We start from the raw sequence: 17955 nt of genomic DNA, 5'->3' as shown, positions 1-17955 counted from the left end.
TTATTCTTCGTCAAGTTTATATTTGGCCAAGTTCATGCCAAATGATAAACCTTTTGATTTCACCAATTCCTGGATTTCACTCAGGGATTTTTTACCGAAATTCCTGAATTTAAGCATGTCCGCTACGTCATAGGTCACCAGCTCAGCGAGTGTACGGATATCCGCTGCTTTCAAACAGTTAAGCGCCCGTACTGACAGATCCAGGTCGACCAACTCGGTCTTGAGAATTTTGCGCATGTGCAAAATCTCTTCGTCCACCACCTTGGTTTCCTCTTTCGCCTGAGATTCGAGCAACATATTCTCATCAGAGAAAAGCATAAAATGCTGGATCAGAATCTTGGCGGCTTCCTTCAAGGCATCCTCTGGATGAATAGATCCGTCGGTCGAAATATCCAACAACAATTTCTCGTAGTCGGTCTTTTGCTCTACCCGATAATTTTCGATCGTATACTTCACGTTCTTTATCGGAGTGAAAATCGAATCCACGGCAATTAGCCCAACGGGGCCATCGGCTACCTTATTTTCCTCGGCATTCACGTAACCGCGCCCCTTTGCAACGTTGAGTTCCAATTCAAGTGTCACGGAACTTTCCATGTTGCAAATGACCAAGTCAGGATTTAGTACAGTAAAATTGTTGGAAAAATTAGTGATATCCCCGGCCTGCAATTGGTCCTGCCCGTTGACAACCATGAAGATCTTCTCGGATTCGCCCATTTCACCTGTTTTCTTGAAACGAACTTGTTTCAGGTTCAGGATAATTTCCGTCACATCCTCCACAACACCTTTTATCGTGGAAAATTCGTGCGATACCCCCGAGAAACGAACCGACGTAATTGCATATCCTTCCAGTGAGGACAGTAGAATACGGCGTAAAGCATTACCAATGGTCACACCGAAACCCGGTTCCAATGGACGAAATTCAAACGTGCCATCGAAATCTGTCGATTTCTGCATGATAACTTTATCAGGTCTTTGAAATGCTAAGATTGCCATGTATTTATTCTTATGTTTGTTTACAAAAATTGCTAAACAACAGAAGAGCATATACCAACCGGATATGCTTTTCTGTAGCGTTATTTATTTGGAGTACAACTCGACAATTAAGTTCTCCTTAATATTTTCGGGAATTTCTGACCGCTCTGGGTAATTAAGGAATTTCCCCGTCAAGTTACTTGCATCCCATTCCAGCCAGCTGAACTTGTTGATCTTATGACCGGCAACCGTGTTCGTTATCGCTTCCAGTGATTTTGACCGTTCGCGCACGGCAATCACGTCACCGGGGCGAAGGCTATAGGAAGGTATGTTTACCACCTCACCGTTTACCGTAATATGTTTGTGTCCCACCAGTTGACGGGCGGCCGAACGTGTTGGGGCGATTCCCAATCGATAGACCGTATTATCCAGGCGGGCTTCCAACAGTTTCAGAAATACCTCACCGGTAATCCCGTGTTTGGAAGAAGCTCTCGCAAACAGGTTTGCGAATTGACGCTCCAATACACCATATGTGTATTTCGCTTTTTGCTTCTCAAGCAATTGTACCGCGTACTCGGATTGCTTTCCTCTCCGCTTTGAAACTCCGTGCTGTCCCGGAGGATAATTCTTGCGCTCTAATGCTTTGTCAGGCCCGAAAATTGGTTCTCTGAACTTACGGGCTATTTTGGACTTAGGTCCTGTATATCTCGCCATATATGTGTGGTTTTAAAGTATCGTTCAGCCTGTAGCTGAAGAATCTTAGCTTTAAAAAATTTGTTTTATACTCTTCTGCGTTTGGGGGGGCGGCAGCCGTTATGAGGCAGTGGTGTGATGTCTCGGATAGCCATCACTTCGATTCCTGAGTTCTGTAACGTACGGATCGCCGACTCACGGCCTGCACCAGGGCCTTTCACGTAAACTTCTACTTTGCGCAGTCCCAGATCGTGGGCTACCTTGCCGCAATCAGCAGCTGCTTGAGAAGCTGCATAAGGCGTGTTCTTCTTTGATCCCTTAAAGCCCATTTTACCGGCACTTGACCACGAAATTGTCTGCCCTTGATTGTTGGTAAGCGTAACGATGATATTGTTAAACGTAGCGTTGATGTGAGCCTGACCTACCGGCTCAATAACAACAATACGCTTCTTGCTTACTTTTTTACTCTTAGCCATTGTTTCTTCTCAATTATTATTTAGTAGCCTTTTTCTTGTTTGCAACCGTCTTGCGTTTTCCCTTCCTCGTACGCGAATTATTCTTAGTACGTTGACCGCGAACAGGTAAATGCTTACGGTGACGCAGCCCCCGGTAACAACCGATATCCATCAAGCGCTTGATATTCAACTGAACCTCCGAGCGGAGCGCACCTTCAACTTTGATCTCGTCATTAATGACCGTACGGATGGCAGATAGCTGCTCATCGTCCCACTCTTGTACCTTCACGTCATAACCGATGCCAGCTTTATCCAAAATACGCTGTGCTGTTGACCGACCGATTCCGTAAATGTATGTGAGGCCAATCTCGCCTCGTTTGTTTTTCGGTAAATCTATACCTGCAATCCTTGCCATATTTATTTAGTAATTTTATCCCTGACGTTGCTTGAATTTAGGGTTCTTTTTGTTGATTACAAATACCTTCCCTTTGCGACGGATGATCTTGCAATCCGCACTGCGTTTCTTGATGGATGCTCTGACTTTCATGATCTTAATATGATATTAGCGCTTTTTTTTCGCCTTCAAATTTCAAACTTATCACTTATACCTATACGTTATTCTACCCTTTGTCAAATCGTACGGCGACATTTCTAGTTTTACACGGTCCCCCGGCAAAATTTTGATGTAATGCATACGCATCTTCCCCGAAATATGAGCGATAATTTCGTGCCCATTCTCCAATTCCACGCGAAACATGGCGTTGGAAAGTGCTTCTTTAATGACTCCGTCTTGCTCAATTGAGGCTTGTTTCGCCATATAGTCTTGATTATTATCTAATTATACCCCCACACAAACAGGGATGCAAAGATAAGCAAAAAAAATTGAATGTCAATTCTTTTTATCCAAAACTTCTTCAATATACGAAAAAGTAGTCAACACATCGGGCACGCCTTTGCGGATCGCAACCATATGTTCATAATGTGCCGATGGTTTGCCGTCCACGGTACTTACCGTCCATCCGTCCTCCCAAAACTTCACTCCTGCTTTTCCCATGTTAATCATAGGTTCGATGCAGATAACCAGGCCCGTTTCCAGTTTCGTTCCCGACCCGCGCTTGCCGTAATTGGGTACCTCGGGCTTTTCATGCAGTTTAAATCCCACACCGTGCCCAACCAACTCCCGGACAATGCCGTAGCCGTATTGGGTCACATGCTCCTGTACAGCATAGGCGATATCCCCCACACGTTTGCCCGATACCGCTTGCTCAATTCCCAATTCGAGCGATTCCTTCGTCACCCGAAGAAGTTGTTTGACGTCATCACTGACCTCACCGACCGCAAACGTATAAGCCGAATCGCTAATGTATGAATTTAATTCAACCCCGCCGTCTACCGATACAATATCTCCTTCGCGCAGCTCATAGTTTCCCGGAATCCCGTGCACCACTTGATCATTCACTGAAATACACAGCGAATTGGGAAATCCGTTATAATTCAAAAATGCAGGCCGCCCACCGTGATCGTGGATATACTCGTAAGCTAGCTGGTCCAAGGACAAAGTGGTTACGCCTGGCTTAATCTGTTTAGCTATTTCACCAAGCAACTGCGAAAGTACCGTTGCCGACTTTCGCAGTTGAATAATGTCTTCTTCTGACTTGTAATATACTTTAGACATGCTAAAGATTATATGACCGATTGGGTAGGTCCAGAAGCTACCGGCGTCCGTCCCCGGATACGGCCGGTCTTCATCAATCCGTCGTAATGACGCATCAATAAATGGCTTTCAATCTGCTGGAGCGTATCCAATACTACCCCCACGAGAATCAGCAAGGAAGTACCTCCATAGAAATGCGCAAATTGATTGTTCACGCCAAATAGGCTGGCAATAGCTGGTAAAATCGCAATGATCGCTAAGAACACCGCGCCGGGAAGCGTGATTTTCGAAATGACACTATCGATATAGAAATTAGTAGCCTGCCCGGGTTTCACACCCGGAATAAAGCCACCATTCTTTTTCATGTCCTCTGACATTTGCTGAGGATTCACCATAATAGCCGTATAGAAAAATGTGAACGCGATGATCAATATCCCGAACGTTACATTGTAGGCAACCGAGGTATAGTTACTTAACGATGTCAGAAAAGACGACTGCAAGTCGGGGAAAAACTGACCAAGGCTCATCGGCACGAACATAATCGCCTGTGCAAAGATGATAGGCATTACGCCGGCCGCATTCACCTTCAACGGTATGTACTGCCTCACTCCTCCGTATTGCTTATTCCCCACGATCTTCTTTGCATATTGCACGGGTATCTTGCGTACGCCCTGCACAATAAGAATGGTGAAAATCACAACAAAGAACAGCGCAACAAACTCCAGAAGCAAAGGAATGGGTCCACCGCCGCCTGTGCTCATCCGTGAGAACCATTCAGCCGTGATACCACTTGGTAACTGCGCAATGATACCCACCATGATAATTAGTGAAATACCATTCCCGATCCCCTTATCGGTGATCTTTTCCCCGAGCCACATCACAAAGAGTGTTCCGGCCGTCAAAACAAAGGCCGATAAGATGGTAAACATCGGATCGGCAATCATCTTCGCGCCACCGTCTATTTGCGTACGTACGTAAGCGATAGACTGTACCAGCGTGATAGCCAACGTAAGATAACGGGTAATCTGGTTCATTTTCTTGCGCCCGCTCTCTCCCTCTTTCTGCATTTTTTGGAAATAGGGAACCGCGATTCCTAACAGCTGGACAACAATGGAGGCTGATATATAAGGCATCACGCCCAACGCGAAGATCGCCGAACGAGAAAACGACCCACCGGCAAACATATCGAGTAGGCCCAGTAATCCCTCTTTGGCTTCGTGCTGAAGTGCAGCGGGGTTTACCCCCGGCAATACAATATGGCACCCAACGCGGTAGATCAAAAGAAATAAAAGCGTATTCAGAATACGCGTTCTCAGATCGTCGATCTTCCAAATGTTGGTCAAGGTTGTGACTAGCTTCTTCATGTATTAAAGTTTTACAATCGAGCCCCCTGCTGCTTCAATCGCCTTCTGAGCCGTGGCTGAAAATGCATGTGCTTTTACCTCAATTTTGGATGTCAGTTCTCCTCTACCCAAAATTTTCACAAGGTCTTTCTTTGAGACCAATCCATGAGATTTCAGCACATCAAAATCGATAGCGGAAAGATTGTACTTCTCTACCAGCCCTTGTAGCACATCCAGGTTGATCCCTACGTATTCAACCCGATTCAGGTTTTTGAAACCATATTTTGGAACCCGCCGTTGCAGCGGCATTTGTCCGCCTTCGAAACCGATCTTCGTACTGTGTCCTGAACGTGATTGTGCGCCCTTATGTCCACGTGTTGAAGTACCGCCACGACCGGATCCTGTACCACGGCCTATACGTTTCTTGCTCTTTACCGATCCTTCTGCTGGTTTTAGATTACTTAAATTCATCTCAAATTAGTTGTTGTGTTGCACCTTCGCTTTCACTAAACAGGTACAACGATTAAACGTATATTATACTTGCTCTATTGCCACCAGGTGGCTTACTTTGCGCACCATACCGATAACGGAAGGTGTTGCCTCCACCTCGATGGTATGATTAATCTTCCGCAATCCCAATGCTTGAATGGTACGCTTCTGACGTTCGCTTCGATCAATGGTACTCTTAATCTGGGTGATTCTAATCTTTGCCATAATCGTTATCCGTTAAATACTTTATTTAAATCGACACCACGTTGCTGGGCAACGGTGTAGGCGTCGCGCATTTTCAGAAGTGCGTCAATGGTTGCTTTTACCACATTATGCGGGTTTGACGACCCTAAAGATTTAGCCAATACATCCGTAACACCGGCACTTTCCAGAACCGCGCGCATGGCGCCGCCAGCTAGCACACCCGTACCGTGAACGGCAGGCTTTATCAGGACATTTCCTCCTGAATACTTACCGATCTGCTCATGAGGTACCGTTCCTTTGATGATGGGCACCTTAATGAGATTCTTTTTTGCGTCGTCAATTCCCTTGGTAATTGCTTCCGTTACTTCTTTGGCTTTACCCAAACCGTAACCTACCACACCGTTTTCATCTCCCACTACGACGATGGCCGAGAAGCTGAACGTACGACCACCCTTGGTTACCTTCGCTACGCGCTGAATACTTACCAAGCGGTCCTTCAGTTCAATTTCGCTTGATTTTACTCTCTTTATGTTGCTTAATGACATGTTTTCAATGATTAAAAATCCAAACCTGCTTCCCGGGCACCCTCGGCAAGCGATTTCACCCGTCCATGGTACAAATATCCATTACGGTCAAAAACCACTTTACTAATTCCTGCTGCCAGCGCCTTTTCAGCGATCAACTTCCCCACCGCTTTGGACTGCTCTACTTTGGTCCCTGATGCGGAAAAATCCTTAGCTAAAGACGACGCTGAAACCAACGTTACCCCGGCTTGGTCATCAATCACCTGTGCATAGATGCCTTTGTTGCTCCTGTATACAGACAAACGTGGGCGCTCCGAAGAACCGGACAGGCGCTTCCTGATCCCTCTTTTTATGCGATCCCTACGCGATACTTTTGTTCCTGCCATGATGAATCTTATTTTTTAGCTGCTGATTTACCTGCTTTCCGGCGCAATTGCTCACCAGCAAATTTAATACCTTTTCCTTTATACGGTTCCGGTGCGCGCAATGAACGGATCTTTGCCGCCACCTGTCCCAACAACTGCTTGTCAATGGACTCCAATGTAATGGTCGGGTTTTTTCCCTTTTCCGCAGTTGTAGTCACTTTTACCTCCTTTGGGAGGATCAATACGACTTGGTGAGAAAAACCAAGTGTCAAATCCAGGGTGCTTCCCTGTGCATTTGCACGGTATCCCACACCTACCAGTTCCTGCGTGGTCTTATACCCCTCAGTCACACCCACAACCATATTGTTTAGCAGCGAACGATACAAGCCATGCAAGGCTTTGTGCCGTTTCTGATCCGTCGGGCGTTTTACTAATAGCTGTCCGTCTTCTTGCGCTACGGTAATATCTTTATCTACCTGTTGAGCCAATTCCCCTTTGGGGCCCTTAATGGTGACCAGATTTTTATCCGACACCGTGATCGTCACTCCTGCCGGTATGGCGATCGGCGCCTTTCCAATTCTTGACATGTCGACTGTTCCTCCTGATTAATATACGTAACACAATACTTCGCCGCCGACATTTTGAAGACGAGCTTCTTTATCGGTCATGATGCCTTTCGAAGTAGAAAGGATGGCGATTCCCAAACCATTCAACACACGTGGCATGTTATCCACTCCCGCATATTTCCTCAGGCCCGGTTTACTGATCCGCTTTAACGTCCGGATAGCCGAAACTTTGCTGACAGGATGATATTTCAAGGCAATCTTGATAGTGCCCTGAACGGTGTCAGCATCAAATTTGTAATTGGAAATGTACCCCTTGTCGAAAAGTACTTTTGTAATTTCCTTCTTGAGGTTCGATGCAGGAATCTCTACAACCCTGTGGTTGGCCTTAATGGCATTCCTTACTCGGGTAAGGTAATCCGCTATTGGATCTGTATTCATCTAAGCTATTCATTTATGATAACGGTTTCCTTCGGCCACCGCGGCTTCCAGACCTGCTATCGGTTTAATTTACGTAATTTACGATATTCTTACCAAGAGGCCTTCTTTACCCCTGGGATTTTGCCGGCTACCGCCATTTCGCGGAAAGTTACCCGTGATATACCAAATTGGCGCATATACCCTCTCGGGCGCCCTGTCAATTTGCAACGGTTGTGCAAACGAACAGGTGAAGCATTCTTTGGCAGCTTGTCAAGTGCTGCATAATCTCCGGCCGCCTTTAATGCTGCACGTTTCTCAGCATATTTTGCCACCAATTTAGCACGCTTGATTTCCCGTGCTTTAATTCCCTCTTTAGCCATTTACTGTCGTATTTTGATTTTTGAATGGTAACCCAAACTGTTTTAACAGCTCCAATGCCTCCACGTCCGTCTTCGCGCTGGTTACAAAGGTAATATCCATTCCTTGAATTTTATTGATTTTGTCAATATCAATCTCCGGAAAAATAATCTGTTCGGTGATTCCCAACGTGTAATTGCCTTTCCCGTCAAAGCCTTTGTCGTTGATACCGCGGAAATCCCGGATACGAGGCAATGCAACCGCTACCAACCGGTCCAGAAACTCATACATTTTACTGTCACGGAGGGTTACGCGCACGCCAATTGGCATTCCTTTACGGAGTTTGAAATTGGACACGTCCTTTTTCGAGCGTGTTGCTACCGCTTTCTGACCCGTGATTAATGTCATCTCGTTAATGGCGTTATCGATCAGTTTTTTGTCCGAAGTAGCAGCACCGATACCTTGGCTTACCGCTATTTTCTCCAGCTTCGGAACCTGCATAACGCTCTTGTACTGAAATTTATCTTTCAGCGCCGTACGGATCTCCTCCTTGTACTTAGCCTTTAATCTTGGTATATATGTCATTAGTCAATCACCTCCCCTGATTTTTTCGCAACGCGAACAATTTTCTTCTTACCATTTACTTCAATCACCTTCCGTCCTACGCGCGTGGGCTTGCCTCCTTTGGGATCTATCAAAGCCAGGTTAGAAATATGGATAGGAGCTTCCTTTTCCACGATACCACCGTTAGGGTTAGCCGCACTGGGTTTCGTGTGTTTTTTTACGATATTAACCCCTTCCACGACCGCTCTGTTTTCAGCTTTGATGATCTCCAAAACCTTGCCTTGAGCACCCTTGGAATTACCCGAAAGAACTTTTACCAAGTCCCCCGTACGGATCTTAATCTTATGTGTCGATGTATTTGTCTGTCCCATGATTATAATACCTCCGGCGCTAATGATACAATTTTCATGAACTGTTTCTCACGCAATTCCCGCGCTACCGGACCGAAGATACGTGTACCACGGGGTTCATCCTGATTATTCAACAATACAGCAGCATTGTCATCGAAACGGATATAGGAACCATCCTTACGGCGGATTTCCTTTTTCGTCCGTACGACCACTGCTTTGGAAACGGTACCTTTCTTCACGTTTCCAGCGGGCAAAGCACTTTTCACGGTGACAACGATTTTGTCTCCGATCGATGCATAGCGCTTGCCGGTGCCGCCTAACACGCGAATCACTAATACTTCCTTAGCTCCGCTATTGTCGGCCACATTGAGTCTTGATTCCTGCTGTACCATGTTACTTAGCCCTTTCTAAAATTTCTACTAAACGCCAGTTCTTGGTTTTGCTCAGCGGACGCGTTTCCATGATCAACACCGTATCGCCGATACCGCAGGTGTTCTCTTCGTCATGAGCCTTGAATTTGGTAGTTTTCTTCACAAACTTACCATAGATAGGGTGCTTAACCTTACGTTCAACAGCCACTACAATGGACTTGTCCATTTTGTTGCTCACTACCAAGCCGATTCTTGTTTTTCTTAACTTTCTTTCCATTTCGACTTCGATTTTATGCCTCAGCGGCTGTTTCGTTCGCTTCGTTAGCTACCTTCTCGGCATGCTTACGCTTGGTCAATTCAGTCAATAGACGCGCGATTGTTTTACGCGTATACTTAATCCGATTCGGATTCTCAATTGCTGAAACAGCATGTGCAAACTTCAATTTCGTGAGGGCGGCCTTCTCTTCAGCGATCTTGGCTACTAAATCCTCCGTTGACAATTCTACAATTTCTGAATTTTTCATTTATATTACTATTATACTGGATGCCCATCTTCAGCGTACTTCCACGGTTTGATCCCCATGGCGGCTTGCCGGTAACGGCGGCAAGACCAAGATCGGCAGCGCCAGCTGCGTTTATGCTTGTTCGTAATCTCTACGAATCACAAACTTCGTTTGTACCGGCAGTTTTTGAGCGGCAAGACGCAAGGCCTCCTTGGCTACTTCCAAAGGCACCCCTTCAGCTTCAAACAGCATGCGTCCCGGGCGTACTACGGCCACCCAATATTCAGGCGCACCTTTACCTTTACCCATCCGCACTTCAGCAGGCTTCTTGGTTACCGGCTTATCCGGAAACACGCGAATCCATACTTGCCCCTCACGTTTCATATAGCGCGTCACTGCGATCCGGGCCGCCTCAATCTGGCGACTGGTAATCCATGCCGGCTCCATAGACTTGATACCGAACGAACCGAAAGCCAACTCTGCCCCACGGGTAGCGTTGCCTTTCATCCGGCCCTTCTGCATCTTTCTGAACTTTGTTCTTTTTGGCTGTAACATGTTCGTATCTTATAAAAATTCCAAACTGGAACTGATTGTTAAACTACCTATTTCCTCCACGATTGCCACCGCGGTTTTGCCCGTGACCACCGCCACGATTTTGCCCATGGCCACCGCCACGACGCTGGTCACCGCCACGGCGTTCACCGCCTCTGCGATCATTTGGACCACCACGACGGCCTTCGCCACGGAAATCTGCAGGCGCTCCTTCGCTACGTGACTTCAAACCAGATGTTTGCCCCACGTTAGGCGACAAATCGCGTTTGCCATACACTTCCCCTTTGCAGATCCATACCTTTACACCGATTTTTCCGTAAGTGGTCAACGCTTCGACCAACGCATAATCGATGTCTGCACGGAATGTGTGCAACGGAATCCGGCCTTCTTTGTATTGCTCGGTGCGGGCCATTTCGGCGCCACCCAAACGGCCGGAGCACATGATTTTGATGCCTTCTGCTCCCATGCGCATGGTTGAGGCTATCGCCGTCTTCATGGCACGGCGGAATGAGATCCGGGCTTCGAGTTGCTTAGCAACACCTTCCGCAACTAAATGCGCTTCGAGTTCCGGACGCTTGATCTCGAATATGTTGATCTGAACATCTTTCTTGGTCAGCTTCTTCAACTCTTCTTTGATCTTGTCCACTTCCTGACCACCTTTGCCGATAACGATACCGGGGCGGGCTGTATGGATGGTTACGGTGATGCGCTTCAACGTGCGCTCAATAACCACCTTGGCCACACCGCCCTTAGCGATACGAACCGACAGGTATTTCCGGATCTTCTCGTCCTCTACTAATTTATCGGAATAGTTCTTGCCTCCGAACCAATTGGAATCCCAACCTTTGATGATTCCTAATCTGTTACCTATTGGATTTGCTTTTTGTCCCATTACTGATAAATTAGTTTTGTGCTACGTTGCTTTTGCTATCAACCACCAACGTTACGTGGTTTGAGCGCTTCCGGATGCGGTATCCGCGTCCTTGGGGAGCTGGACGCAATCGCTTTAATTGACGGCCACCATCCACAAATACTTCCTTGACAAACAATCCGCTTTCTTCCACAGACTTGTCCTCATTTTTTGCTTCCCAGTTCTTGATCGCCGACAACAATAATTTCTCAACGCGTATTGCAGCTTCCTTGTTGCTATGCTTCAAAATAAACAGGGCATTTTCAACCTTTTCACCACGGATCAGGTCAACCACCAGTCTCATCTTGCGCGGTGAGGTCGGGCAGTTTACTAATTTGGCAGTAGAAGCTCCTCCTACCTGAGCCTTTTCCTGCTCCTTGCGCTGTTTAATGATAACAGACTTCTTTAGTTTTCGTGTTGCTTCCATTGCCTACCTATTTTTTCTTTTCTGCGTGGCCCCTGAATGTACGCGTGGGCGCAAATTCACCAAGCTTGTGACCAACCATGTTTTCCGTTACATATACCGGAATAAACTTGTTTCCGTTGTGCACTGCGAAGGTATGGCCAACAAAATCAGGAGAAATCATTGACCGGCGTGACCAGGTCTTGATAACTGATTTTTTGTTGGTTTCATTCATAGAAAGAACCTTTCTTTCTAAGTTGTGGTCGATATAAGGACCTTTTTTAATTGAACGAGCCATTATTTCTTCCTTCTCTCAATAATGTAACGATTCGATGCTTTCTTCAGACTACGGGTTTTGTAACCTTTCGCCAACAATCCTTTACGTGAACGGGGGTGTCCGCCGGATGCACGGCCTTCACCACCACCCATGGGGTGATCAACCGGGTTCATTGCCACACCACGTACGCGCGGACGACGTCCCAACCAGCGCTTCCGCCCAGCCTTGCCCAGTACTTCGTTTGCTTTCTCGGCATTGGATACTGAACCAATGGTAGCCAAACAAGTAGCCAATATCATGCGGCTCTCGCCTGATGGCAATTTGATGATGGCGTACTTACCATCACGAGCCGAAAGTTGTGCATACGTACCTGCACTCCGTGCAATGGAACCGCCCTGTCCCGGATTCAATTCGATGTTGTGGATGATCGAACCCAATGGGATGTTTTGCAAAGGCAGGGTATTGCCAATCTCGGGCGCTACCGTATTGCCTGATACGATGGTTTGTCCTACTTTCAATCCTTCCGGTGCCAGGATGTAGCGTTTTTCGCCGTCTACATAATGCAACAGCGCTATGCGCGCCGTCCGGTTAGGATCGTACTCTATCGTGGCAACTTTTGCGGGGATATCTTTTTTATCGCGTTTAAAATCAATCAATCGGTATGCCTTTTTGTGGCCCCCACCGAGGTAACGCATAGTCATTTTACCGGAGTTATTCCTACCGCCTGACTTCTTGATCTTCACGACCAACGACTTTTCCGGAACGTTGGTGGTGATATCCGAATAGTCACCTCCTACGCGGAAGCGAGTACCAGGGGTAACCGGTTTAAATCTTTTAACTGCCATCTCTTATTATATAGTACTGTAAAAGTCAATCGTTTCGCCGTCCTTAATCGTAATGACAGCTTTCTTGTATTTCGGCGTCCTGCCGGATACAAATCCTGCTTTGGTATAGCGGCTTTTTGCTTTACCGGACACAACCATGGTGTTAACAGCCAGTACGGTCACACCGAACATCTGCTCCACGGCTTGTTTGATCTGTATCTTATTCGCCCTATGGTCAACTTTGAAAGCATAGCGGTTCAGCTTTTCCGTAAGCAACGACGCTTTCTCCGTCAAGACCGGTTTCTTAATAATTTCCATATTATTTGGCAAATGCCTCCTCCAAAGTTTTAACGGAAGCCGTTGTCAACAAAAGCTTGCCTGCGTTCAACACATCGTAGGTATTCAACTCACTGGCAGCGATTACTTTCGCCTTCTTCAGATTCCTGCTTGATAAATAAACGTTGTTATCTTGAGCGGGTAAAACCAATAAGGTTTTTTCATTGGCTATGTTCAGGCTGTTTACCAAATTTATGTAATTCTTGGTTTTGATGGACTCAAAGTTCACCTCGTCCAATACCACGATATTATTTTCTTTGGCTTTATAGCTCAATGCCGATTTGCGGGCCAATGCTTTTAGCTTCTTATTCAATTTAAAGCTGTAGTCACGTGGCTGCGGACCGAAGATACGGCCACCACCGTTGAACAGCGGAGATTTGATGCTGCCTGCACGGGCACCGCCGGTTCCTTTTTGTTTGTGCAGTTTGCGGGTTGATCCTGCAATCTCGTTACGTTGCTTGGATTTGTGCGTTCCTTGACGCTGATTGGCAAGGTATTGCTTCACGTCCAAGTAAATCGCGTGATCGTTGGGCTCCACCCCAAATATCGCTTCAGGAAGTTGCACCTTGGCACCTGTTTCTTTACCTGATATATTTAAAACGTTAACTTCCATCTCCTTATTTATCTACGATTACGTAAGAACCCTTGGCCCCGGGGATGGAACCACTAACCACGAGCAGGTTTTGCTCCTCGTAAACTTTCAGCACCTGCAGGTTTTGAACTTTCACGCGGTCGCCCCCTGTACGGCCAGCCATCCGTGTCCCTTTAAATACACGCGAAGGCCATGATGAAGCTCCCAATGAACCAGGCGCCCGCAGGCGATTGTGCTGACCGTGGGTTGCTCCACCTACACCACCGAAACCGTGACGCTTCATAACACCCTGGAAACCTTTTCCTTTCGAAGTGCCGACGACATCAATATAGTCGCCTTCTTCAAAAATAGAAACCGTTACCACGTCGCCGAGCTGCTTTTCATCGGGGAAGGTTTTAAATTCTACCAATTTACGCTTAGGCGTTGTCTTCGCTTTGGCGAAGTGCCCTTTCAAAGAGGCCGAAGTGTTCTTTTCTCTCGCTTCATCAAAAGCCAGCTGAACAGCGGAATAGCCATCTTTTTCATCCGTGCGTATCTGCGTTACCACGCACGGGCCAGCTTCGATTACCGTACAGGGAATATTTTTCCCTTCGGCATCAAAAATGCTGGTCATTCCTACTTTTTTACCAATAATTCCTGACATGTTTTTATTATTCTATTAACGTCCATCGAAGCAGTAGGGCTTCGCTCAAGACACACCATCCCCTCAAAAGGGACGGCAAAGATAGAAAACTTACTTTAAGTATCAAACACTTAGTGAATTATTTTTTTTATTTTCCGTCCAGACGACTGCTATGCGCTCCCGACTCTTTCGCATTCCTCCGATAGGGTCACATTTTTCCCGATGGTTTCCCGATAGTTTCCCGTTGAATCGCCGCTTTTTGGTGTTTTTGCCGAGACAAGAGGGGATTTCATAGGGATATACCACGGGAAACCCACGGATATGACCTAAGATTGGGTGGAACAAACCAAAGGGTTCGCCTTTGGGTGTAGACCGCATGCCGCAGCGAAACCGGTATGTGGCGACTATCCTTCCAGCAGCTTTTTATACCGCATCAGCGCTTCTATATAATAGTAGTCTGCATAGGTTAGGGGCACGTCAATTTCACCTCCGTGGGGAATGGAGCCTACACTGTGTTTCAGAATGAAGCCCCCATTGGTACCAATGGCAGCCTTATAGGGTTCGGCCGACAGGCTTTTCAGCGTGTGTTCGGCCTTGGACAGGTAGTTGGCACTTTCTTCACCATCCGTGTGGGTACTTAACTCGATCAGGGCCGATGCAAGTATCGAGGCCGTGGAAGCATCGCGGTTCGAGGTATGGTCGGCCGCATACGGGCTGTCTGCCGGTAGATCCGGGGCATTAAAATCCCAGTAAGGAACCCCATCTTCCGGCATATTGGGATGGTTCAGAATAAACGAGGCTATTTTTTTTGCAAAATCAAGATAGGTTTCATCTCCGGTCTCCCGATACATCATTACATACCCATATAGTCCCCAAGCCTGTCCACGCGCCCAGGCTGATTCATCATAAGCCCCTTGAGCGGTTTTTTTCGCCACGATGCTACCATCTTCCGGATTGTAATCAATCACGTGATACGAACTGTAATCGGGACGGTAATGATTTTGAATCGTGGTATTGGCGTGAATAACGGCAATATCCCGGTACTTGGCATCCCCGCTAAGCTTCGACGCCTGCGTGAGAAATTCCAGGTTCATCATGTTGTCGATAATCACCGGGTACGTCCACCCCTCCCACGAACGGATTGCCTTGACTGTGGGGTTATACCGGGTAATGAGTGATTCAGCCCCCGTAAGCAATATTTCCTTATACGCCGCCGTATCGCCCGTAAGCCGCAATGCGTTGCCGAAACTGCAGTAGAGCATAAAGCCGAGGTCATGCGTACCCTTGTTGTGCTTTTCCTTTTCAAGAATGGTTAGTTTGTCTTTAGCCAATCGCAGCAATTCCTCGTCGCCCGAATATTCATAAAGGTATAGCAAAGAGCCGGGATAAAAGCCCGATGTCCACCACTCGGTGTCAGAACTCACACTGGTGTCGCCCTGAAAGGTACGCGGCATTTTGTCGGCAGGAACACGGTCTGCCAGCACCTTGATCTGGGCTACCGCATTGTCTAATTGCGCATTGATAAACTCCTGGCTCAATCGCATCGTATCGTGTTGATTAGCGGATTGATTTTGGCAAGCAGAAATCATCAATAGCATACAACAGCCTGCTAGCTGAAAAAAGTTTGGGAAGTGTTTTATCATAATTCGTTTATAAAAGTTTACCGTCCCAAAATTAGGTTTTTGAAACGATATGTGCAAACGTTTGCTAAACGATTACTTCCCCCAATGTGACCGGCGCTCCCTGCCGGACTGACTGCTGCGCCGCCACCGCAATCCGGGCGGCTTTTAACCCATCTTCGCCGCTCACCGGTAGTTCGTGGCCGCCCTTTACCGCTTTGACAAACGCTTGCATTTCCGTGAGGTAGGATGCCGTATACCGCTCCATGAAAAAATGCAAGGGCAGTGACGACTGTGCGCCATGCTCGTGATAATACACGTGGTTATCCGGCTTGTTGTTGTCAACCAGCGCCATCCCTTTGGAACCAAAGACCTCCAACCGCTGATCATAGCCGTACGCAGCCTGCCGGCTATTATCGATCACAGCCATGGAACCGTCTTCAAAGGTAAGCGTCACCACCGCGGTGTCAATATCGCCGGCCGCTGCCACCACCCCCCCGGTAAGCGTCGCCGCAGCGGCATATACTTGCACCACCTCCTTGTTCATGATATACCGAGCCATATCGAAATCATGGATAGACATATCCATAAACAATCCGCCGGAGTGCTGCAGGTAGGTTAACGAGGGTGGCGCTGGGTCCCGGCTCGTGATCTTCACTATATGAACGTCTCCGATTTTACCTTCGCCAACCAGCGAGCGTAATTTCATAAAATTCGTATCGAAACGCCGATTGAAACCCAACATCAGCTTGATACCCTGTTGCTGTACAACCGCCAGCGTCTGCTGAATGCGCGTAAGTGAAAGGTCGAGCGGCTTTTCACAGAATACATGTTTGCCGGCGCGGGCGCACTGCTCCACGTAATCGGCATGGGTATCGGTAGGCGAGCAGATAACCACTGCCTCGATCTCCGGGTGATTGATGACTTGATCGGCCCGGGCAAACTGAACATGTGCCGGCAGCGCGTCGTTGCGTACATCCGCGACCATTACCACTTCCGCTTCTGTTATTTGCTGAGTAATGTTATTGTAGTGTATTGTGCCTATCCGTCCGAGGCCGATGATACCGATTTTAAGTTGCATATGTTATATTCCCAAATGTTCCAGATAAACTCTGTTGTTGCGTGCACACACCTTGGGTGTACCCATGCCCGGAAGCACGTCTTGCTCCACAACGATCCATCCTTGGTAATCTGTGCTTTTTAGCACTTCCAGCACACCCGCAAAATCAACGCTGCCTTTCCCGAGCTCGCAAAATACGCCCTGGCGGACCGACTCAAAATAATCCCACCCTTTCCTGCGTGACTGTTTTCCCACCTGCGGATCGTAATCTTTGAAATGGACGTGCCAAATCCGATCCCGGTATTTCGCAATCCCAGCCAGCGGATCCCCACCTCCAAATGCGTAATGTCCGGTATCAAAACACAGTCCGAGTAGTTCCGGATCGGTGAGGGAAAGCAGCTTATCCAACTCCTCGGGTGTCTCCACGTAACCTGCGCAGTGATGATGAAACACTGTGCGCATCCCGTGGCGATCGCGGACGGCTTTGGCGATAGCCGTTGCACCACGTGCGAACGTGCTCCAATGTGCTTCGTCGAGGCCCATGTTTGGTGAGATACGCCCGGCATGGATTGTCCGCTCGGCCACTGTACCGTTATCATCTGCCAAAACGATGACTGCTTCGGGGTATCCGGCGTCTTTCAGCAATCCAGCCACGCGCAACGCGCTGGTAATTCCTTCCTCATGTGCCGCTTCATCCGCCAGCGCAACCGGCACGAAAGCGCCGATCAGGTCCAACCCCTGTCCGCCGACAACCGCACGCAATGCTGCAGGTTCAGTAGGCATGAAGCCCCAGTCTCCCAGTTCGGTGCCTACATAACCGGTTTCCCGGATTTCCTGCAAGACCTGAAGGTGATCCGGAGCGGCAGCACCCAGGTCAAATTCCAGTGCTCCCCAAGAGCACGGTGCATTGGCGATCTTTATTGTGTCCATGTT

At 47.6% G+C, this 17955-nt stretch carries 31 protein-coding genes; all 31 read right to left on the bottom strand.

The window, feature by feature from the left end; genetic code table 11:
• Window positions 1–993 (bottom strand): DNA-directed RNA polymerase subunit alpha, encoded by a 993-nt coding sequence (locus ACFQRK_RS12795; protein ID WP_379007217.1) that lies wholly within the window; start codon window positions 991–993, stop codon window positions 1–3.
• A gap of 84 nt (window positions 994–1077) precedes the next feature.
• Entirely contained in the window at window positions 1078–1686 is a 609-nt protein-coding gene (rpsD, locus tag ACFQRK_RS12790; RefSeq protein ID WP_379007215.1) for a 30S ribosomal protein S4, read from the bottom strand.
• 65 nt (window positions 1687–1751) lie between these two features.
• The gene (gene rpsK, locus ACFQRK_RS12785) at window positions 1752–2141 is read right to left on the bottom strand and encodes a 30S ribosomal protein S11 (RefSeq protein ID WP_379007212.1); all 390 of its coding nucleotides are present in this window, start codon (window positions 2139–2141) and stop codon (window positions 1752–1754) included.
• Window positions 2142–2157: 16 nt separating this feature from the next.
• On the bottom strand, window positions 2158–2535 hold the full coding sequence (gene rpsM / locus ACFQRK_RS12780) for a 30S ribosomal protein S13 (protein WP_379007210.1): 378 nt from the start codon (window positions 2533–2535) through the stop codon (window positions 2158–2160).
• A 15-nt stretch (window positions 2536–2550) separates the two neighbouring features.
• Entirely contained in the window at window positions 2551–2667 is a 117-nt protein-coding gene (gene ykgO / locus ACFQRK_RS12775) for a type B 50S ribosomal protein L36 (protein WP_013665024.1), read from the bottom strand.
• Between the two features lie 51 nt (window positions 2668–2718).
• Window positions 2719–2937 (bottom strand): translation initiation factor IF-1, encoded by a 219-nt coding sequence (gene infA, locus ACFQRK_RS12770; RefSeq protein ID WP_013665023.1) that lies wholly within the window; start codon window positions 2935–2937, stop codon window positions 2719–2721.
• A gap of 72 nt (window positions 2938–3009) precedes the next feature.
• A complete protein-coding gene (gene map / locus ACFQRK_RS12765; protein WP_379007207.1) occupies window positions 3010–3795 on the bottom strand; it encodes a type I methionyl aminopeptidase in 786 nt (261 codons plus the stop codon).
• Between the two features lie 8 nt (window positions 3796–3803).
• On the bottom strand, window positions 3804–5138 hold the full coding sequence (gene secY, locus ACFQRK_RS12760) for a preprotein translocase subunit SecY (RefSeq protein ID WP_379007205.1): 1335 nt from the start codon (window positions 5136–5138) through the stop codon (window positions 3804–3806).
• Between the two features lie 3 nt (window positions 5139–5141).
• Window positions 5142–5588 (bottom strand): 50S ribosomal protein L15, encoded by a 447-nt coding sequence (rplO, locus tag ACFQRK_RS12755; protein WP_379007203.1) that lies wholly within the window; start codon window positions 5586–5588, stop codon window positions 5142–5144.
• 63 nt (window positions 5589–5651) lie between these two features.
• Entirely contained in the window at window positions 5652–5831 is a 180-nt protein-coding gene (gene rpmD / locus ACFQRK_RS12750; protein WP_353197798.1) for a 50S ribosomal protein L30, read from the bottom strand.
• Window positions 5832–5836: 5 nt separating this feature from the next.
• Window positions 5837–6355 (bottom strand): 30S ribosomal protein S5, encoded by a 519-nt coding sequence (rpsE, locus tag ACFQRK_RS12745; protein WP_090628716.1) that lies wholly within the window; start codon window positions 6353–6355, stop codon window positions 5837–5839.
• Window positions 6356–6366: 11 nt separating this feature from the next.
• Window positions 6367–6720: a 50S ribosomal protein L18 gene (gene rplR, locus ACFQRK_RS12740; protein WP_379007201.1), complete on the bottom strand. Its 354-nt coding sequence runs from the start codon at window positions 6718–6720 to the stop codon at window positions 6367–6369.
• 8 nt (window positions 6721–6728) lie between these two features.
• A complete protein-coding gene (rplF, locus tag ACFQRK_RS12735) occupies window positions 6729–7286 on the bottom strand; it encodes a 50S ribosomal protein L6 (protein ID WP_379007199.1) in 558 nt (185 codons plus the stop codon).
• An 18-nt stretch (window positions 7287–7304) separates the two neighbouring features.
• Complete coding sequence (rpsH, locus tag ACFQRK_RS12730) at window positions 7305–7703, bottom strand: 30S ribosomal protein S8 (RefSeq protein WP_379007196.1); 399 nt, start codon at window positions 7701–7703, stop codon at window positions 7305–7307.
• An 89-nt stretch (window positions 7704–7792) separates the two neighbouring features.
• Complete coding sequence (rpsN, locus tag ACFQRK_RS12725; protein WP_079714796.1) at window positions 7793–8062, bottom strand: 30S ribosomal protein S14; 270 nt, start codon at window positions 8060–8062, stop codon at window positions 7793–7795.
• Window positions 8055–8624 (bottom strand): 50S ribosomal protein L5, encoded by a 570-nt coding sequence (gene rplE / locus ACFQRK_RS12720; protein WP_379007195.1) that lies wholly within the window; start codon window positions 8622–8624, stop codon window positions 8055–8057. The genes rpsN and rplE overlap by 8 nt, the downstream gene beginning before the upstream one ends.
• Window positions 8624–8944, bottom strand: coding sequence for a 50S ribosomal protein L24 (rplX, locus tag ACFQRK_RS12715; RefSeq protein WP_379008033.1), 321 nt, complete (start codon window positions 8942–8944; stop codon window positions 8624–8626). Before rplX ends, rplE begins: the two co-directional genes overlap by 1 nt.
• Window positions 8945–8976: 32 nt before the next feature.
• Complete coding sequence (gene rplN, locus ACFQRK_RS12710) at window positions 8977–9345, bottom strand: 50S ribosomal protein L14 (RefSeq protein WP_188751159.1); 369 nt, start codon at window positions 9343–9345, stop codon at window positions 8977–8979.
• A 1-nt stretch (window position 9346) separates the two neighbouring features.
• Window positions 9347–9601 (bottom strand): 30S ribosomal protein S17, encoded by a 255-nt coding sequence (rpsQ, locus tag ACFQRK_RS12705; RefSeq protein ID WP_002997486.1) that lies wholly within the window; start codon window positions 9599–9601, stop codon window positions 9347–9349.
• Between the two features lie 13 nt (window positions 9602–9614).
• Entirely contained in the window at window positions 9615–9848 is a 234-nt protein-coding gene (gene rpmC / locus ACFQRK_RS12700) for a 50S ribosomal protein L29 (RefSeq protein ID WP_379007193.1), read from the bottom strand.
• Between the two features lie 111 nt (window positions 9849–9959).
• Window positions 9960–10382, bottom strand: coding sequence for a 50S ribosomal protein L16 (gene rplP, locus ACFQRK_RS12695; RefSeq protein ID WP_090628731.1), 423 nt, complete (start codon window positions 10380–10382; stop codon window positions 9960–9962).
• A 43-nt stretch (window positions 10383–10425) separates the two neighbouring features.
• Window positions 10426–11271, bottom strand: a complete 846-nt coding sequence (gene rpsC, locus ACFQRK_RS12690; protein ID WP_379007192.1) for a 30S ribosomal protein S3 — start codon at window positions 11269–11271, stop codon at window positions 10426–10428.
• A gap of 10 nt (window positions 11272–11281) precedes the next feature.
• A complete protein-coding gene (rplV, locus tag ACFQRK_RS12685; protein ID WP_379007190.1) occupies window positions 11282–11716 on the bottom strand; it encodes a 50S ribosomal protein L22 in 435 nt (144 codons plus the stop codon).
• A gap of 7 nt (window positions 11717–11723) precedes the next feature.
• Complete coding sequence (rpsS, locus tag ACFQRK_RS12680; RefSeq protein WP_002997495.1) at window positions 11724–11990, bottom strand: 30S ribosomal protein S19; 267 nt, start codon at window positions 11988–11990, stop codon at window positions 11724–11726.
• Window positions 11990–12814 carry a 50S ribosomal protein L2 gene (gene rplB, locus ACFQRK_RS12675; RefSeq protein WP_379007188.1) on the bottom strand — a complete coding sequence of 275 codons (825 nt, stop codon included), beginning with the start codon at window positions 12812–12814 and terminating at the stop codon, window positions 11990–11992. Before rplB ends, rpsS begins: the two co-directional genes overlap by 1 nt.
• A 6-nt stretch (window positions 12815–12820) precedes the next feature.
• The gene (gene rplW, locus ACFQRK_RS12670; RefSeq protein ID WP_188751150.1) at window positions 12821–13111 is read right to left on the bottom strand and encodes a 50S ribosomal protein L23; all 291 of its coding nucleotides are present in this window, start codon (window positions 13109–13111) and stop codon (window positions 12821–12823) included.
• A gap of 1 nt (window position 13112) precedes the next feature.
• Entirely contained in the window at window positions 13113–13742 is a 630-nt protein-coding gene (rplD, locus tag ACFQRK_RS12665) for a 50S ribosomal protein L4 (RefSeq protein WP_379007186.1), read from the bottom strand.
• 4 nt (window positions 13743–13746) lie between these two features.
• Window positions 13747–14364 carry a 50S ribosomal protein L3 gene (rplC, locus tag ACFQRK_RS12660; RefSeq protein WP_379007184.1) on the bottom strand — a complete coding sequence of 206 codons (618 nt, stop codon included), beginning with the start codon at window positions 14362–14364 and terminating at the stop codon, window positions 13747–13749.
• Window positions 14365–14747: 383 nt separating this feature from the next.
• Window positions 14748–15887 (bottom strand): glycoside hydrolase family 88 protein, encoded by a 1140-nt coding sequence (locus ACFQRK_RS12655; RefSeq protein ID WP_379007182.1) that lies wholly within the window; start codon window positions 15885–15887, stop codon window positions 14748–14750.
• Window positions 15888–16050: 163 nt separating this feature from the next.
• The gene (gene iolG / locus ACFQRK_RS12650) at window positions 16051–17043 is read right to left on the bottom strand and encodes an inositol 2-dehydrogenase (protein WP_379007180.1); all 993 of its coding nucleotides are present in this window, start codon (window positions 17041–17043) and stop codon (window positions 16051–16053) included.
• Window positions 17044–17046: 3 nt separating this feature from the next.
• Window positions 17047–17952 carry a TIM barrel protein gene (locus ACFQRK_RS12645; protein WP_379007178.1) on the bottom strand — a complete coding sequence of 302 codons (906 nt, stop codon included), beginning with the start codon at window positions 17950–17952 and terminating at the stop codon, window positions 17047–17049.
• Window positions 17953–17955: the final 3 nt, after the last annotated feature.

It is taken from the genome of Parapedobacter sp. GCM10030251 (genome assembly GCF_042666505.1).
Taxonomy (GTDB): domain Bacteria; phylum Bacteroidota; class Bacteroidia; order Sphingobacteriales; family Sphingobacteriaceae; genus Parapedobacter.
This window is presented reverse-complemented; position numbering and strand designations above follow the sequence as displayed.

Coding starts and splice junctions, on each gene's coding strand:
- ACFQRK_RS12795 (WP_379007217.1), bottom strand. CDS start 993: ATGGCAATCTTAGCATTTCAAAGACCTGATAAAGTTATCATGCAGAAA.
- rpsD (WP_379007215.1), bottom strand. CDS start 1,686: ATGGCGAGATATACAGGACCTAAGTCCAAAATAGCCCGTAAGTTCAGA.
- rpsK (WP_379007212.1), bottom strand. CDS start 2,141: ATGGCTAAGAGTAAAAAAGTAAGCAAGAAGCGTATTGTTGTTATTGAG.
- rpsM (WP_379007210.1), bottom strand. CDS start 2,535: ATGGCAAGGATTGCAGGTATAGATTTACCGAAAAACAAACGAGGCGAG.
- ykgO (WP_013665024.1), bottom strand. CDS start 2,667: ATGAAAGTCAGAGCATCCATCAAGAAACGCAGTGCGGATTGCAAGATC.
- infA (WP_013665023.1), bottom strand. CDS start 2,937: ATGGCGAAACAAGCCTCAATTGAGCAAGACGGAGTCATTAAAGAAGCA.
- map (WP_379007207.1), bottom strand. CDS start 3,795: ATGTCTAAAGTATATTACAAGTCAGAAGAAGACATTATTCAACTGCGA.
- secY (WP_379007205.1), bottom strand. CDS start 5,138: ATGAAGAAGCTAGTCACAACCTTGACCAACATTTGGAAGATCGACGAT.
- rplO (WP_379007203.1), bottom strand. CDS start 5,588: ATGAATTTAAGTAATCTAAAACCAGCAGAAGGATCGGTAAAGAGCAAG.
- rpmD (WP_353197798.1), bottom strand. CDS start 5,831: ATGGCAAAGATTAGAATCACCCAGATTAAGAGTACCATTGATCGAAGC.
- rpsE (WP_090628716.1), bottom strand. CDS start 6,355: ATGTCATTAAGCAACATAAAGAGAGTAAAATCAAGCGAAATTGAACTG.
- rplR (WP_379007201.1), bottom strand. CDS start 6,720: ATGGCAGGAACAAAAGTATCGCGTAGGGATCGCATAAAAAGAGGGATC.
- rplF (WP_379007199.1), bottom strand. CDS start 7,286: ATGTCAAGAATTGGAAAGGCGCCGATCGCCATACCGGCAGGAGTGACG.
- rpsH (WP_379007196.1), bottom strand. CDS start 7,703: ATGAATACAGATCCAATAGCGGATTACCTTACCCGAGTAAGGAATGCC.
- rpsN (WP_079714796.1), bottom strand. CDS start 8,062: ATGGCTAAAGAGGGAATTAAAGCACGGGAAATCAAGCGTGCTAAATTG.
- rplE (WP_379007195.1), bottom strand. CDS start 8,624: ATGACATATATACCAAGATTAAAGGCTAAGTACAAGGAGGAGATCCGT.
- rplN (WP_188751159.1), bottom strand. CDS start 9,345: ATGGTACAGCAGGAATCAAGACTCAATGTGGCCGACAATAGCGGAGCT.
- rpsQ (WP_002997486.1), bottom strand. CDS start 9,601: ATGGAAAGAAAGTTAAGAAAAACAAGAATCGGCTTGGTAGTGAGCAAC.
- rpmC (WP_379007193.1), bottom strand. CDS start 9,848: ATGAAAAATTCAGAAATTGTAGAATTGTCAACGGAGGATTTAGTAGCC.
- rplP (WP_090628731.1), bottom strand. CDS start 10,382: ATGTTACAGCCAAAAAGAACAAAGTTCAGAAAGATGCAGAAGGGCCGG.
- rpsC (WP_379007192.1), bottom strand. CDS start 11,271: ATGGGACAAAAAGCAAATCCAATAGGTAACAGATTAGGAATCATCAAA.
- rplV (WP_379007190.1), bottom strand. CDS start 11,716: ATGGAAGCAACACGAAAACTAAAGAAGTCTGTTATCATTAAACAGCGC.
- rpsS (WP_002997495.1), bottom strand. CDS start 11,990: ATGGCTCGTTCAATTAAAAAAGGTCCTTATATCGACCACAACTTAGAA.
- rplB (WP_379007188.1), bottom strand. CDS start 12,814: ATGGCAGTTAAAAGATTTAAACCGGTTACCCCTGGTACTCGCTTCCGC.
- rplW (WP_188751150.1), bottom strand. CDS start 13,111: ATGGAAATTATTAAGAAACCGGTCTTGACGGAGAAAGCGTCGTTGCTT.
- rplD (WP_379007186.1), bottom strand. CDS start 13,742: ATGGAAGTTAACGTTTTAAATATATCAGGTAAAGAAACAGGTGCCAAG.
- rplC (WP_379007184.1), bottom strand. CDS start 14,364: ATGTCAGGAATTATTGGTAAAAAAGTAGGAATGACCAGCATTTTTGAT.
- ACFQRK_RS12655 (WP_379007182.1), bottom strand. CDS start 15,887: ATGCGATTGAGCCAGGAGTTTATCAATGCGCAATTAGACAATGCGGTA.
- iolG (WP_379007180.1), bottom strand. CDS start 17,043: ATGCAACTTAAAATCGGTATCATCGGCCTCGGACGGATAGGCACAATA.
- ACFQRK_RS12645 (WP_379007178.1), bottom strand. CDS start 17,952: ATGGACACAATAAAGATCGCCAATGCACCGTGCTCTTGGGGAGCACTG.